Source organism: Ruminiclostridium herbifermentans, from assembly GCF_005473905.2.
GTDB lineage: Bacteria > Bacillota > Clostridia > Acetivibrionales > DSM-1351 > Ruminiclostridium > Ruminiclostridium herbifermentans.
On the sequence record NZ_CP061336.1, the window covers coordinates 271,885 to 287,719 of the forward strand.

General features: G+C 31.8%; 15 protein-coding genes. 9 read left to right on the forward strand and 6 right to left on the reverse strand.

What is annotated here, in order from left to right; all coding sequences use genetic code 11:
• Positions 1 to 25 precede the first annotated feature (25 nt).
• From EHE19_RS01165 to EHE19_RS01190, 6 genes are all read left to right on the forward strand, one after another.
• Positions 26 to 2,548: a U32 family peptidase gene (locus tag EHE19_RS01165; RefSeq protein WP_137697260.1), complete on the forward strand. Its 2,523-nt coding sequence runs from the start codon at positions 26 to 28 to the stop codon at positions 2,546 to 2,548.
• 86 nt (positions 2,549 to 2,634) lie between these two features.
• Positions 2,635 to 3,135 (forward strand): dUTP diphosphatase, encoded by a 501-nt coding sequence (gene dut, locus EHE19_RS01170; protein ID WP_137697261.1) that lies wholly within the window; start codon positions 2,635 to 2,637, stop codon positions 3,133 to 3,135.
• A gap of 205 nt (positions 3,136 to 3,340) precedes the next feature.
• Entirely contained in the window at positions 3,341 to 4,972 is a 1,632-nt protein-coding gene (gene hflX / locus EHE19_RS01175; RefSeq protein WP_483313993.1) for a GTPase HflX, read from the forward strand.
• A 105-nt stretch (positions 4,973 to 5,077) separates the two neighbouring features.
• The gene (locus EHE19_RS01180; protein WP_137697263.1) at positions 5,078 to 5,503 is read left to right on the forward strand and encodes an NUDIX hydrolase; all 426 of its coding nucleotides are present in this window, start codon (positions 5,078 to 5,080) and stop codon (positions 5,501 to 5,503) included.
• Positions 5,504 to 5,999: 496 nt separating this feature from the next.
• Positions 6,000 to 6,650 carry a YigZ family protein gene (locus tag EHE19_RS01185; RefSeq protein ID WP_137697264.1) on the forward strand — a complete coding sequence of 217 codons (651 nt, stop codon included), beginning with the start codon at positions 6,000 to 6,002 and terminating at the stop codon, positions 6,648 to 6,650.
• Between the two features lie 308 nt (positions 6,651 to 6,958).
• Positions 6,959 to 7,693 (forward strand): YebC/PmpR family DNA-binding transcriptional regulator, encoded by a 735-nt coding sequence (locus EHE19_RS01190; protein WP_137697265.1) that lies wholly within the window; start codon positions 6,959 to 6,961, stop codon positions 7,691 to 7,693.
• A gap of 182 nt (positions 7,694 to 7,875) precedes the next feature.
• Here EHE19_RS01190 and EHE19_RS01195 read toward each other — a convergent pair whose 3' ends face one another.
• From EHE19_RS01195 to EHE19_RS01215, 5 genes are all read right to left on the reverse strand, one after another.
• Positions 7,876 to 8,124, reverse strand: coding sequence for a MerR family transcriptional regulator (locus tag EHE19_RS01195; protein ID WP_137697266.1), 249 nt, complete (start codon positions 8,122 to 8,124; stop codon positions 7,876 to 7,878).
• Between the two features lie 88 nt (positions 8,125 to 8,212).
• Complete coding sequence (locus EHE19_RS01200) at positions 8,213 to 8,473, reverse strand: CPF_0552 family protein (protein ID WP_137697267.1); 261 nt, start codon at positions 8,471 to 8,473, stop codon at positions 8,213 to 8,215.
• 156 nt (positions 8,474 to 8,629) lie between these two features.
• Entirely contained in the window at positions 8,630 to 9,676 is a 1,047-nt protein-coding gene (locus tag EHE19_RS01205; protein WP_137697268.1) for an AI-2E family transporter, read from the reverse strand.
• A 213-nt stretch (positions 9,677 to 9,889) separates the two neighbouring features.
• Positions 9,890 to 10,060, reverse strand: a complete 171-nt coding sequence (locus EHE19_RS01210) for an alpha/beta-type small acid-soluble spore protein (RefSeq protein ID WP_137697269.1) — start codon at positions 10,058 to 10,060, stop codon at positions 9,890 to 9,892.
• A gap of 210 nt (positions 10,061 to 10,270) precedes the next feature.
• On the reverse strand, positions 10,271 to 10,486 hold the full coding sequence (locus EHE19_RS01215; RefSeq protein WP_137697270.1) for a DUF378 domain-containing protein: 216 nt from the start codon (positions 10,484 to 10,486) through the stop codon (positions 10,271 to 10,273).
• A 717-nt stretch (positions 10,487 to 11,203) separates the two neighbouring features.
• Here EHE19_RS01215 and EHE19_RS01220 point away from each other — a divergent pair.
• The 3 genes from EHE19_RS01220 (at position 11,204) to EHE19_RS01230 (ending at position 14,729) form a co-directional block, all read left to right on the forward strand.
• A complete protein-coding gene (locus tag EHE19_RS01220; protein WP_137697271.1) occupies positions 11,204 to 11,959 on the forward strand; it encodes a DUF6873 family GME fold protein in 756 nt (251 codons plus the stop codon).
• Between the two features lie 178 nt (positions 11,960 to 12,137).
• On the forward strand, positions 12,138 to 13,058 hold the full coding sequence (gene ytxC / locus EHE19_RS01225) for a putative sporulation protein YtxC (RefSeq protein WP_137697272.1): 921 nt from the start codon (positions 12,138 to 12,140) through the stop codon (positions 13,056 to 13,058).
• Positions 13,059 to 13,898: 840 nt separating this feature from the next.
• A complete protein-coding gene (locus EHE19_RS01230) occupies positions 13,899 to 14,729 on the forward strand; it encodes an Asp23/Gls24 family envelope stress response protein (RefSeq protein ID WP_137697273.1) in 831 nt (276 codons plus the stop codon).
• A gap of 268 nt (positions 14,730 to 14,997) precedes the next feature.
• Here EHE19_RS01230 and EHE19_RS01235 read toward each other — a convergent pair whose 3' ends face one another.
• The gene (locus tag EHE19_RS01235) at positions 14,998 to 15,624 is read right to left on the reverse strand and encodes a Fe-only nitrogenase accessory AnfO family protein (protein ID WP_137697274.1); all 627 of its coding nucleotides are present in this window, start codon (positions 15,622 to 15,624) and stop codon (positions 14,998 to 15,000) included.
• Positions 15,625 to 15,835: the final 211 nt, after the last annotated feature.

Genomic DNA, 15,835 nt, shown 5'->3' on the forward strand with positions numbered 1-15,835 from the left:
TAGTACTATATGGAGGAGTAAAACTTTGAATTTAAATAGAAAGGTTGAGCTTCTGGCGCCTGCTGGAAGCTATGAGGCGTTTTTGGCAGCAGTAGAAAACGGTTGTGATGCAGTATACTTAGGTGGGAAGCTGCTAAATGCCAGACAGTTTGCAGGTAATTTTGATGATGAGGAACTTCAAAAAGCAGTGGACTATGCTCATACAAGAGGAGTAAGAGTGTATTTAACTTTAAATACACTGGTCTTAGATGATGAAATGCAAGAAGCCATAATGTATGCGGCAAAAGCGTATGAGATGGGTGTAGATGCCTTTATCATACAGGACATAGGACTTGCTTCAAGTTTAAAAAAGGCTATCCCAGAAATTACAATACATGCTAGTACACAGATGACGACATACAGCAGTGAAGGTGTGTCAGAACTTGAAAAAATGGGCTTTAGCAGAGTGGTTTTAGCTAGAGAGTTGACACTTTCTGAGATAAAAGAAATCTGTATAACAACACAGACTGAGATAGAAGTTTTTGTGCATGGAGCTCTATGTATTTCATATTCAGGACAATGCTTGATGAGCAGCATAATTGGCGGACGAAGCGGAAATAGAGGTAAATGTGCTCAGCCTTGCAGACTACCGTATTCTATACAGAAGGACAATAATAATATTAGAAGTGGATACTTATTAAGTTCAAAGGACATTTGCTTTATAGAGAATCTGTCTGATCTAATTGATGCAGGGGTAAGTTCTATTAAAATTGAAGGCAGAATGAAAAGCCCTGAATATGTAGCCTCAGTTGTCAGCACTTATAGGAAGTATTTAGACATAATTGAACAACAGCATATGAAAAAAGGTAAAAATGAATATACTGTATCTAAAGAAGATATGCAAAGGCTTATGCAAAGCTTTAACAGGGGCGGTTTTTCAAAGGGGTATTTACAAGGAAAGATGGGACCTGCCATGATGGCATTTGAGAAGCCAAAGAATTGGGGTACATATCTTGGAACAGTTCTTGAGCAGGATAGAGGTACCAATTCAGTAAAAATTAGACTTGACAATTCACTTGGAAATGGTGATGGTATAGAAATTTGGTCAAAAAAATTATTTGAAGATAGTCCCGGAGGTATAATAACAAAGATAGTTAAAGATGGTAAGCTTGTAAAAAGAGCATATGCTGGTGACGTTGTATGGGTATCTGTTATTAAAGGGAAAGTAGAAAAAGGGAGCAGGGTTTATAAGACATCAGATAAGGAGTTGCTGGAACAGGCTGCTTTATCATATGCAAAGGGTATGAGAAAAGTAGATATTTCAGCTGAGTTCACATTAAAATTAGGACAGCTTCCAGTACTGTGCCTAAAGGACGACAGAGGTAATAGTGTTTCCGCTTCGGGAGATATACTTCCTGAAGAGGCAGTAAATAAACCTCTGACAAGGGAAAGAATTAGTGAACAATTAGGTAAAATGGGGTCTACACCCTTTAATATTGTAAATCTAACTTTGGATATAGATAATAATGTGGTAATTCCAATAAGTGAACTAAATAATATAAGGCGAAAAGCTGCCGATCTTCTCGAAAATGAGAGAATACTATCGGGAAGAAAATTAAAAACTGAACATGGTGAATTACTTAAATCTATAGAATATGTCACGAAAAATATTCCTATATCCTCAGAAAAAAAACATACTATAAACGAAAATGCCAAAATATCTGTAATGCTATACAGTGAATTTGATAATTTAGACTTTGATAAAATTAATGCAGACAGATTGTATTTGCCACTTGTTAGTCTTTTGAAGGACAATGTGAAGATTGCAGCAAGTAAGTGCAGGGAGGAAGGAAAGGAAATATTTGCTTATATACCTGCTATTATTAAGGGAAAGTATTCACAAATAATCAATAAAAACCTGCAAGCTATTTCTCAAGATGTTGATGGATTTTTGGTTGGAAATATGGGAATTGCAAAAATAGTAAGGGACAAGCTTGGTGAAAATGTAAAGCTGATTGGAGATTATTCCTTAAACGTACTCAACAGTTGGTCAATGCATTTTCTGAAGGAAACAGGCTACTCGGGAGCAACCCTTTCATATGAACTTAATTTGTCTCAACTTAACTCCATGAACTTTCCACAAGAATTTGAAGCTGAAGTAGGTATATATGGTAAAATACCAGTAATGACAAGTGAGTATTGTCCTGTGGGTGGAAGTGTATCACAAAAAACACCTCAAAACTGCAAAAATGTATGTAAAAACGGAGTTTATCAGTTAAAGGATAGAAAAGGAGCAGCATTCTTAGTTAAGTGTGACTGTGTGGATTGCAGAAGTACAATATTCAATTCAAATGTTATATTTGTTCCTGAGCATATTGGACAAATTAGTAAAGCTGGAGTTAAATACATGAGACTTAACTTTGTTGACGAAAGTGTACAGGAAATATATGATATTGTTAATTTGCACAGAAGTATAAATAACAATTGTAATTACTCAGAAAAGGACAAGATTGCTGAGAAAATAAGAGCCAAGGGATATACAAAAGGGCATTTTCAAAGGGGAGTATAATCCTTGAACTGTTATTTAACCAACTTTCGAAGTTTAATGTTTATATATTATTTCTTGAATTGAGCAAAAAATAGGGAGGAAATATAATGCCAGTAGAGGTTTTTGTTGAGATTTGCAGGGAAAGCGCAATATTGCCAAAGTATGCAAATGAAGGGGACGCAGGTATGGATGTGTATGCTGCGGAGGAAGTGATTATAAAGCCTGGAGAAACAGTAGTGGTTCCAACAGGGCTAAAGCTTGCTATACCAGTAGGTTATGAAATCCAAGTCAGACCTAGAAGCGGATTATCCTTAAAAACACCAATTAGAATTCCAAACTCACCAGGAACTATAGACAGCGGATATAGAGATGAATTGGGAATAATAATAAATAATAGTTCTGTTGTCAATCAAAATCAAGATATAAATGAAAAGTTTACTCTTGATGAAAAGGGAAATAAGAATGGAACATATATTATTAGAAAAGGCGATAGAATAGCACAAATAGTATTACAGGTAGTGCCTAAAATGAAACTGACAAAGGTTGATTCTGTTAAAAGCATTGGAACAGATAGAGGCGGAGGATTTGGATCAACTGGGGTGTTATAAGCAGTAAAATTTTAGAACTGCGTATCTATTTAAGGAGGCTGATTTTATAAAAATAAATGGAAATACTCAATCAATAAAAGACAGGCTGTTAAATGAACTGGAGGGGCTATATGATGTAAAATATGGTCCAAGAGAGTTGGTGCCTGTTGAACTTGCTCAAACAATTTCAAGGATTTCATATGAAATTAACCGAGAGATATCAGTTTTGATAAATAGAAAAGGCACGGTAGTTGACATAAGTATTGGAGATAGTGGAAAAGCAACCTTACCGCAGATGGACAATAGAAGAGGAAATACTAGGTTATCAGCAATTAGATGTATTCATACACATCCAGGTGGAAAGGGCCTTTTGTCACAGGTAGACATAAAGACATTGCAAAAATTAAGATTGGATGCGATGATTGCCCTTGGTATATTGGATGGACAGATAACTGAAATATATGTAGGATGCCTAAATATTGAACAGGAGGCAGATGTTTATGGCCCATTCACTATCGGCGATACAAGGCTCAACTATTTTTATAAAATAATTGAAGAACTTGATACTAGTGCAAGAACTGATATATATGGAAATGAAGAAGAAGCTGAAAAAGCAGTTTTAGTTGGCTTAGAAACTTCAAATAGCAGAATAGAGGGTATGTCTCTTAGAGAAGCCCAAAATTCCCTTGATGAATTAGAGGAGTTAGCTAAGACAGCTGGAGCCATTGTTATAGATAAAATTATTCAGAGAAAACAAAATCAAGATTCAGCATATTACGTAGGTAAGGGAAAAATTGAGGAATTAGCTTTAATGTGCCAAGCTACAGATGTTCAGTTATTAATTTTTGATGACGAACTTTCTGGAGCACAAATAAGAAATATTGAAGAACTTACAGGCGCAAGAGTCATAGACAGAACTACTTTAATACTTGATATTTTTGCACAGAGAGCAAAATCAAAGGAAGGTAAACTGCAAGTTGAATTAGCACAGCTTAAATATAAGCTTCCTAGATTGATTGGGTTAGGTAATGAACTTTCAAGACTTGGGGGCGGTATTGGCACTCGAGGTCCTGGAGAAAAGAAACTTGAGGTTGACAGACGGCATATACGCAGAAGGATATCAAGCTTAGAACGTGAACTGAAGTTGTTGGAAAAGAGACGTATTTTCATGCGTGAAGGCAGGGAAAAAAACAACACGCCAGTAATAGCATTAGTAGGATATACAAATGCGGGCAAATCTACGTTGATGAATAGGCTGTGCGGTTCATCAGTTTTCGTAGAGGATAAGCTTTTTGCAACACTAGACCCATCTGCTAGAAAATTGATATTGGCTGATGGACGGGAGGCTGTACTTATTGATACAGTTGGTTTTATAAGAAAGCTTCCCCATGATTTGATTGAAGCATTTAAATCAACTTTAGAAGAGGCAGTTCATGCTGATATGCTATTGCATGTGGTGGATGCTTCAAATGAAAATGCAGCTATGCAAATAAGTGTTGTAGAGGGATTGCTTGAAGATTTGGGTGCTACTACAAAACACACAATTCTTGTGCTAAATAAGCAGGATATTGCAGCTAGCGGGGGAAGGATTAATTCAATGGGGTACACGTCCGTTTGTGAAATATCAGCAGTTACTGGATACGGCATCCCACAATTGTTAGAGAAAATAACTGAGGGCTTTAAAGAACGTCTTAGAGAGATTAACCTCCTTATTCCGTATAATGTTGGCTGGGTTATACCTTATATTTATGAAAATGGAAAAGTATTAGGTCAAGAGTACCAAGAAGAGGGAATTAGTGTAAAGGCTGTAGTAAAAGTAGACAAAATAAGCAGACTTAATGATTTTATTCTTGTATAAACTGACTAAGTAAGGTATGATTATATTAGATATTAAATTAGTTAGTATATATTTTTTATTAATTTATCTATCTTTAAAATATCTATCATGAAAGGGGTTTTGATTATGCTTGTTAGAAACTGTGCAGGTGGAGTTGTATTTTCAGGAGACAAGGTGTTTCTTCTGAAAAATGAGAAGGATGAATGGGTGCTTCCAAAGGGGGTAATCAGAAATGGAGATTATCCTGATGAGGTAGCAAAACGAAGAGTGAAAGAGGAAGCAGGAATAAATGCTGAAATTATTACTCCAGCGGGTAATACCAATTATGAGTTTTTCTCTGTAACACGTCAAAGACCAGTCTGTAATAAAATCACATGGTATATTATGAAATCCCTTGATAATAGCTATGAAGTTAATAAAGATGAGAACTTTAAGGATGGTGCATATTTCTCAATCGATGAAGCCTTGGAGAAAATCACTTATAGTCAAGACAAATCTCTTATTACCGTATCTTATTCAAAATATAAAGAGGCATGTTCCACACTTCTATAAGTAGTTGGTACTGATTTTGTTTTTTGCGGTAAGAAAATTTCCGCCTCTTTGAAACGCTGCATATGTTATGAAATTTTTCTACAATCGAAAAATTTTATCTTGAATATGCATTAACAAGAAGCAATAAAAAGTTCCGCAATTTCATAATTAGAGGTTGCCGATTTGTTTTTAGGTAGTAAGAATTTATCTGCTTCTTTTAAACGCCACTGACTATAATAGTTCGAAAATAAAGTATTTACGGACAAGGTGCATTTTTGAACTAAAAACCATAAGTGGTTTTTGGTAGTGTATAAAATTTGAATTAGGGCGTTATTAAGTTTAGCAATAGATATTAATGTTATTTTTTGGAGTTTGAAAAATACAAAGCATATTAGTATAAACATGCTTATGTAAATTAATTTAATCAGCACTCTCCATATTTTTATAGGAGAGTGCTATTTTTAAAATTAAGTGATAAATTTTCTATAGTATTTGTATGGAGGCAGATAGGCTAAAGATGTTATTAGAGTACAAAACAATACTAAATCCTGCAACAGCGGAGTTTGAAGAAAAAAAATCAAGATTTATTGCAAATGTTAAGCCTGTAAGTAATGAAGATGATGCAATAGAATTTATTAATAATCTAAAATCAAAGTACTGGGATGCTACTCATAATGTTTATGCATATAGTATTAACAATGAAACCTTAATTCAAAGATTCAGTGATGACGGGGAACCATCTGGTACAGCAGGAATGCCTGCACTTGAGGTTATCAAGAGGATGGGATTACAGGATGTGGTGGTAGTAATAACAAGGTACTTTGGAGGAACATTACTTGGAGCATCTGGCCTTATACGTGCATATAGCAAGAGTTCTGCTATGGGCCTGGAAGCTGGAGAAATAGTAACAAGAAAGCTTTGCTATACGCTAAATATTGTAGTAGAATACACACTTTTTGGGAAACTGCAAAATATGCTTATAAATGATAATAATATAATAAAAGATATACAGTATGGTCAGGATGTTGAATTATGTGTACTTATTGAGGTAGGGAAGGAAGAAAAGCTGATAGATAATATTATTGAAAACACCAATGATAGAGCTATATGTGATTTGGGTGAAAAAACTTTCATAACATTAGGAAGCGATGGAAGGTTGATTATTTAATTAATTACTATTATAATTTATGATAGTTGATTATTTATAATGGGCGAAAAAGATATCTATTTGTGTAAGTGAGGATAACGCTTTGGTTTTTGGAGGTAAGAAGACCTCCTGCCCCGTATACACGCCGTTGATTGATTAATGAATTTTTCTATAAAATCGAAAAATTATTTTGATTTTAGGCGTTATAATATTTCAAATAAGAGTAGTTTTACAATTAAGAGTAAAGCAGGCAAATTTAAGTGTGTGTATTGAAATATTATTATTGAAATGAAAATTGAAATTATATAGGATGCTATTAGGAGGTATTTATGTCAGGTCATTCAAAATGGGCTACTATAAAACGTAAAAAAGGAGCAACAGATGCTCAAAGAGGAAAAGTTTTTACTAAACTTGGTAGAGAAATATCAATAGCAGTAAAGCAAGGTGGAAGCGCAGATCCTAGTACTAATGCCAAGTTGAGGGATGTTATTGCTAAGGCAAAAGCAGCAAATATGCCTAACGAAAATATTATGAGAAGTATCAAGAAAGCATCTGGAGATGGTGATAACTCAAATTATGAGGAAATAACCTATGAAGGCTATGGCCCAGGTGGAGTTGCAGTTATTTGTGAATGTACAACAGACAACAGAAACAGAACTGCCGGAGATTTAAGACACTATTTTGACAAGTTTGGCGGAAACTTAGGCCAGACAGGTTGTGTTTCATTTATGTTCAATAAAAAGGGAGTTATTCTAATAGAGAAGAGCAGCAAAGTTGTTGAGGATACTTTGATGCTAGAAGCACTTGATGCTGGAGCAGAAGACTTCAACGTAGAAGATGAAGTTTATGAAATAATCACAGATCCTGCAGATTTTTCAGCTGTTCGTGAACAACTTGAAGCAAAAGGCTATGAATTCCTTCAAGCTGAAGTATCAATGATACCAAATGTGACTACAAAACTCACTGACCCTGAACATATCAAGTTCATGGATAAGCTTTTAGAGAACCTAGAAGATCTCGATGATGTATCAAATGTTTACCACAGCTGGGAACAGGATGAGTAATAGAACCATATTAAAAATAATCAAGATGAAGATTTAGTATTAATAAATAAATGTCATATTTACTTTAAATAATATGTTTTTATTAAAAGTAAATATGACATTTTATTATTCAAATTAATACTTTAAAATACTTTTTGGCATAAACAAGTAAATCAATAAACAGTCTAAAATAGGACTGCTCATTAATCATCAATAATAATCTTATCAACCATCTCAAGTCTGCCTTCATCAATAAATTTCTGAATGGTGGCTACACTTATATCTAAAGTAGTAGAAATAAGAGCTACAGAAGACCTTGGATGCTCTTTTAAAAAGTTTTTTATTTTTTGAAATTCCAACTCATTTTTTTGAATACAGCTAAAACACAAATCATCATTTGTTGTATATAAAAATGTTCCGCCGCATTGTCTGCATTTCTTTGGTTCAGCCATAAAAAGTGCCTCCAAATATTTTGTAAAATAAAAAAATTTCAGTGAATATTATAATCTACTTACAGCTGAATTTTATAAAAAGACAATTCTAATCTGAACAAAGTCTACTATTTTGTGCCTTAATTCCAGGTATCTCATTTAGCTTTTGTTCAAGAGATTCTATTTCTTTTTCTGAACCAACAAGATGCAAAATAATAAGTCCCTCGTTAGAGCAAAAATCCTCACCTGCATCATGAATACCTAGTCTAGTTTTTATTATGCAACCTGATTCAGTTAGAACGCGCTGCATTTCATTTACATTCTCAACTCTTTTATTTGTCAAAACAGACATTACATTATAGCATGCCATGTGTGATACCTCCTAAAATGATATATTAATTTTATATTATCAAAAATATTTACACAAGTAATAATATTTAAGTGTATGATGATATACTTTTTAATTGTTATTCAGTTACTTTTAGTATAAATCATCAACTCAGCTTCCTAAACTGACAATATGCTATTATTCTGTATTTTCAGTGTCTGAGTTAGTTGTAATATCAAATTGCTTAACTTCAAGTACATCTAATATAAATATAAATATTGGTATACCTATAATAAGCCCCCATATTCCAAGTAAATTCTCAGATACAATTAGAACTACAAAAGTATAGAATACAGGCAGCTTTGTCTTCTGAGACATTAATTTTGGATTTAGTATATAGCTTTCGATTGCATGTAAAATTGCAATTAATATGAGAATATATATAATCATTTTAAAGCCACCGATGTTGAAGGCAATTATAGAAAGCGGAATTAAAGAAATGATTACACCTGCAACAGGAACTAAGCCTAAAACAAATATCATAAACCCTAATCCCAATATCTGTGGAAATTTCAAAATTGATAGAAGGATCATAGACAGTATACAATTTATAAACGATATTGTTATCTGAGTTTGAATAACCTTTCCAAATGATTGTAAGAATTTATTTCCGAAAAAGGATAGCTCTTCATAGATAATACCTATTTTGCTGTATTTAAAGCCTGAAGTAAATTTGGATATTTTAGTATTTTCAAGTATAAAAAATAAACTTAAAATTATTGCAATAAAAATATCAAATCCCCATTTTCCAATATTGGTTATAGACTTTAACAAGGTATCAACATTATCCCCTATATAGGTTGTAATCTTAAAATCCTTTATCAGTGAAATAATGTAGTTCAGAGCATCATTTTCATATGTGCTGTTTAAAAAAATTGTTGCCTGAAATATTATTGACTTTAACTGTGAAATAATTACTGGAATATACTTATATAGGATTGATGTTCCAAATGCTAAAATGCCTAAGTATATTGTAATAATTATTGCCTTTAGCAACTTTGAATTTACTATTTTTGCCTTAGAGAAGAAGTAATTTGAAGCAGTATATCCTAAATAAGAAAATATAAAGGTTAATAAAAACATATTAACCATTCCTCTTAGCAGATATATTACTGCAGCAAAGGCAAGAAGAATTAATAATCTTCTAGGTAATTGTCTTGAAAATATAGATTTGATTGTTGTCATAGAAGCATCCTTTGTTCATTATTTAGAATAATACATATTATAACGTTGCTTACAAAATAGTAAGCAGATAATTTTGTTTAATCTATTTTAATTATATATAAATATTTATGAGTAATAAAGCCTTAAATCATAATATATGTATAGAATTTATAAAATTTTAAAAATAAAAGGATACCGAATAGATCGGTATCCTTTTATTTTAATTAACTATTCTTATTTCTTGGAATTTGTATAAGCTTCAAATACCTTTTGAGTAATTGTTCCGCCGATTTTACCAGCTTCTCTAGAAGTTAAGTCACCATTATAACCCTGCTTTAAATTAACACCAACCTGAGAAGCTATTTCGTACTTCATATTTTCGAATACTGATTTACTTCTTGCCATGATAATATTCCTCCTTATAAGATAAGTTATCACCATATCACTTTTTGTGATTTATTGGTGTACTAATATAATTTGCAATATTAATAAAAATATAACGGAAATATATTACTAAATGACCAGTCCTTACTGTATTTAAGTTTAGTGAAGTAAAAACTCTTTTGTTAATCAAAGTGGCGTCTGAAATCAACGCCACTTTGATTAATAAATTAATTAACGATGGTTTCTAACTGTTTCTTGTTCTCTGAACAATAAGCTTATACTGTACAAACCAGCAATACCTACAATTGTAAATATTGATCTCGTAATGAGCGAAGTGGCTCCAAATATTGAACCTACTAAGTCATAATTAAATAATCCTACAGAAAGCCAGTTCAGAGCTCCAATGATTACAACGACCAATGCTACTCTATCCAAAGATGTCCTCATGGTCACAACTCCTTTTTTGTTTTATTTGACTAACATATAAGCTTTCATTTAATTAAGCTTATTTAATCAGTTATATTATCTGAATACATTAAGTTTTTATACTTAGAAAATTTACCGAAGGAGAAATGTGGTTTAAAGGTAAATAATAACCGCACTCCCTATTAGCAGGGAATGCGGTGTATTTAAATAACCGCCTGATATAAACAGACAGTTAGTATTGAAAACTTATTACTTTTTAAAGTAAATAAAATTTTAAATATCATTACTGACATGCTCTTCTTTAGTATAATATGAAATATAAAAATTATGTGTGATACCTAAAATTAACTATATTATAAAAATTTTTATAAAAATATAGTAAGTAATGCTATGTAATGCTTATATCATGCAGTCTACGGTTAGCTTGCAAAATGCCTAGTTATATTTTATTTATCTTTATTTTCGTATTATGAGCAAAACAAGCATTGATCATACATTTTTTAATTACTATTTGTATAGTCGGGTAGTATGTGAAAATGGGATAATCTGGTGAAATTTTACATAATAATAAAAATTGTATGACTCTGATAGAGAAGCATGGGTTTTCATAAAAATGTTTAGCAAATTAGAATTTTTATTAAATTAGAATTTCTACTAATTGGATTTTTACTGAATTAGAAGGTTTACTATATTAGAATGTTTAATAAATTGTGTGCCCAAATGGGAGTAGGAGGGTGTATGAAGCCTATTGAAATACCTAATTTACCTACAAATGATGTTAGTGTAGTAATTATTGATAAAAGAGCATCAAACAGAATTAAGGAGACATTAAAGCAGCAAAATATCTTACTGGTTGAAACGCTGCCGCATCCGGATATATACCCTGCAGTGGCGTATCATCCTGACATTATGTTTCATCATATATATAGCAATATGATTGTCTATGCTCCCAATACACCGCAGCAATTAATAGATGAGCTAACTGCTCTTGGTTTTGACATGCTTGAGGGACAAGCTTCACTGAATAATAGATATCCTCACACTATTGCATATAATATAGCAAGAGTAGGTAAATATGCTTTTCACAATACAAAATATACAGATCCTCTTGTAAAAAAGCTTCTTATAGAAAGAGGAATAAAATTTATACATGTTAATCAGGGCTATTCAAAATGTTTAACATGCATTATTGATGAAAACAGCATAATTACCTCTGATAAAGATATCTACAAAAAGGCAAAGGCAGCCAAACTAGATGCACTACTAATTGAACCAGATAAGTCAATACAACTAGAACCTTATGACATGGGATTTCTTGGAGGAGCAACTGGCTTGATAGGAAGAAACAAATTGGCATTTACAGGTAACATAAAGCTTCATAAAAACTATAATGAAATTTTAAATTTTTTAAGTTTAAAAAATGTAGACATGGTTATGCTTAATGATGATAGATTAATGGATTTAGGAACTATAATTCCTATTAGACAGAAATAATCTTTAACGTGTAGTACCGATAAAAATTGCACTGCATATAATGTAGCAAGACTTTATGATAGTATTAACAAAAATATAATGAGTAAAGTAATTGTTATTTTTTGGCATAAATTGCAAAATACTTGCTGCATACAAATTTTATCAAGACATATACTACACACGAAGGGAAGTGAAGTTGATGCAATATCAATATCTCTCTATAGGAGTTAACGATAACGCAGAAAACATTGTACAACAAATTGAAAAAGAGCTTGCGCAACTTAAAGAAAAAAGTATTAAATATTCTATAAAAGAGATAGATTTTGAGGGTACAACTTCGGTCGTATGTAATATAGAAGAAGATGAATCAGTCCCTGATAACTCAGATAAACTTGAATTACTTAAATATCATGTATCAAATGCACTTGCCGAACATGTTATTAAGGAGTATGAAGAGAAGCTTTTAATAAGAATAATAAATAGTAACTATGGATATTTTAACGCAAATGAAAAGAAAGATATACTAAGAATTTCGCAAAAAAATATAAGAAATGATGACAATGTATTTTTTAACACTTTATTTCAAATTAGAAGGCGAAATTTGATAGTTAAAAAGTTTTTGGAATACTTTGAAAGCTCAAGCAGCATAATTCTAGATGGTTTTATTAATTTCAGGCTAAAAGAATATATAAAGGAACTTGAGGAAATAATTGATGATGCTGTAGATGATTTTTTAATAGAAAGAGAGTATAAAGAGTTTATTAGGCTTCTTAAGTACTTTGTAGAAATTCAAGAGTCCAAATTTAATGTTGTACACGTGATTATGCAACAGGATGATCAATATATACTTTTAGATGAAAAAAAGCGTGAAATTACAAATGATTGTATGCAAGATTTTTTATATGATTTACCTGAAACAGAGATAAACCATGATGATTTATTAGTTAGTTCATTAATCACCTTAGCTCCTCAAAATATAGTAATTCATAATTGGCAGAAGTTTAAAAATCAAAAACTTCTAGATACCATAAAAAATATATTTTCTGGGAAAGTTGTTTTATGTAATGGCTGTGATGTATGTGAGTATAATGTGGCAAGAAATAGATCTCCTCTTCCATAAGTAGAGGGAAGGTTCAAATGTTTTTTGATGGATAGAGTATCTTCAGTCTCATTGAAGTGCCACGAGAGTAATGAAATTTTTCTACAATCGAAAAATTTCATTTTGAATCTAGGTATTATAACGAGGCAAGAAACAGAATTTTGTTTCTACAAGTGGCGGATGTTGTAGGGTATTAGGCAGTGAGAATAGTTCTTGCCTCATTGAAACGTCGCTATATGTAATAGCTCGAAAATAAAGTATGTACGAACAAGGTGCATTTTCGAGCCACAAAACCATAAGTGGTTTTTGGCGGGTTTATAAAATTGAAAAAATTTGATTTGAGTTTAGGAACTTTAACTTAGCTAAAATATATAAAAGTGAATAGATAATTATGTTAATTAGGAATTTGTTACCATATTTTTATAATATATATTGACAAAAGGTAAGTATATAAATACAATATATTGTGTAATTATATTATATTGTGCAGATAAAGATAATTTCAAGATTCGATTGTTTTGTTTTTTTGTAAATTAAAATACTTCGTATCTGCTTTAATGCATATGAAGTATTTTATATATTACTAAAGATTAAAATATACAAAACAATGGATAAAAATAAATAATATACTTTAGAAAAAAATAGACAAAATACAATAGAAAAATATAATATTTACTAAAGAAAAATGTCCGGGAAAAAGAAAAGAGAGTCTTAAGGCTCTCTTTTTCCCTATATTTAAAATACTATATATTTTATCTGTTTTGTGAGAAAATAAAGGTGTACAAGTTATAAGTACTTGATAAGGGTCAATTTACATATTTAAATAGATAATAAATAGATAATTTTTAGGAGGAATACTGTTTGAAGGTTATTGGATTTATTGGACCGAGTGGTACAGGTAAAAGTCATAGAGCATCATGGGTTGCGAGAGAACACGGAACTGACTATATTATAGATGATGGATTGCTAATTAAGGGCAATCAGATAATTGCTGGTATTTCTGCTAAGAGGGAAAGTACTAAAATTGCATCAATTAAGAGGGCATTGTTTACTGACAAAAAGCATACAGAAGATGTAGTTAATGCTCTAAAGAGATATAATACTCAGGCCTTATTGATTATTGGAACATCAGATGGAATGGTTGAGACAATAGCAGAAAGACTAGGTGTAGCACCAATTACAGAAAAGGTATATATTACAGATGTTGCTAGCGAATACGAGATTAAACAGGCACTTTCTACAAGAAGAGAACAGGGTAAGCACGTAATTCCTGTTCCAACCTTTGAAATAAAAAAAGACTTTTCAGGTTATTTTTTAGATCCCCTTCAAATTTTCAGAAGAAAGGGGAAAGGCAGTTACCAGCTTGTGGGTGAAAAATCTGTTGTACGTCCAACTTTTAGCTACATGGGAAGCTATACTATATCTGATTATACAATATATCAAATAGTAGAGCATGTAACCTCCGGTATTGAAGGGGTATCAAAAATATCCAGATTCAGGGCAGAAAATAGGCCGGATGGTATATATATAGAAATGGATTTAGTGCTTATATATGGCTGCTTGATAAAACAGCTTTTAAGGGAAGTACAAGAAAAAGTAAGCGAACAAATTGTTCATTTGACCGCACTAAATATTAAGAGGATGAATGTAGTTGCAAAGAGCTTGGTAATGGATAATAAAAAGCAAAATTAGGGGGCAGCTTGTTATCTCTAATTTAGAGCTGCAACTTTTAATATTTAATAATTTCAACGATTGGTACAAAAACTCCAATTAAAAGCTTCAATTAATAGCTTTAATCAAAACTTTTATTTAGTGAATAAATGGAGTAATTTAAATAGTTATAGGGATTTGATAGAATAATCCCCATAACTATTTTTTTACATTAAAATGGATTTTCTTAGAACTAAAGTCTTAAATATTTCTAAACCAGCCATTCTAATAAAGTATTTCAAGGATAGCTTTATCCTCCAACCTTACTGATAGAAACTTTACAGCTATTCATATCAATGGGTTCCATTATATAAGAAAGCCTATCGGGAGAAAAATAGCTTTCTAGCCATGGGGGTAAATGGTTGCAGATAATCTCCAATCTAATGAATTTACCGTTTTCAATAAAGGCCTTTAGTGCTTTTTTTGATGATATTTCAGGACGCTTTTGTTGTAATTCCACTAGATTAAAAAAATATACCCCAGGTATTTCTGTTTCTACTGGTGAAGTAGGCGGCTCCATTGTAGCAAGATGTTTTATATTTGAGTATTCCTCTACATCAGAAAGAATTTCGTCTAGTATAGTATTAGAAATGTCTGTTGCTTCAAATATTGCAAAGCCCATTCTATCGAAAATAATATATGGTATTCCAGACATAGCTTTAGCGATAATAATTTTACAATTCTTCAATTGAGAAATTACTATTTTAATGCAATCTCTAGTATCTGAAATAGATGATAGAGGATCTAAGGAATAACTAATTATATGCTCTACTTGCCAATCATCATTTAATTTGCTAAATAGCAGGATACTAGAACCTTCTTCGAAATTCGTAAGTTCACTTTCAGAATTCACAATAACAGCAATTTTATTTGTCATTATATCGCCTCCTCAAATTATTTTATGTAGATCAACTTTTTAACCAAGTAGCCTGTTTATCTAAGTTGTACAGACGTACCAGTAATAAGATAAGGTTAAAATTATAGTGCTAGCCTACTGGCTCTTCCGTACAAATTTACCTAATGGGGTTAATGCCAAGTATCTTATTTATCTAAGTTGTACTCGCGTACCAGAATAAGCTAAGGTTAAA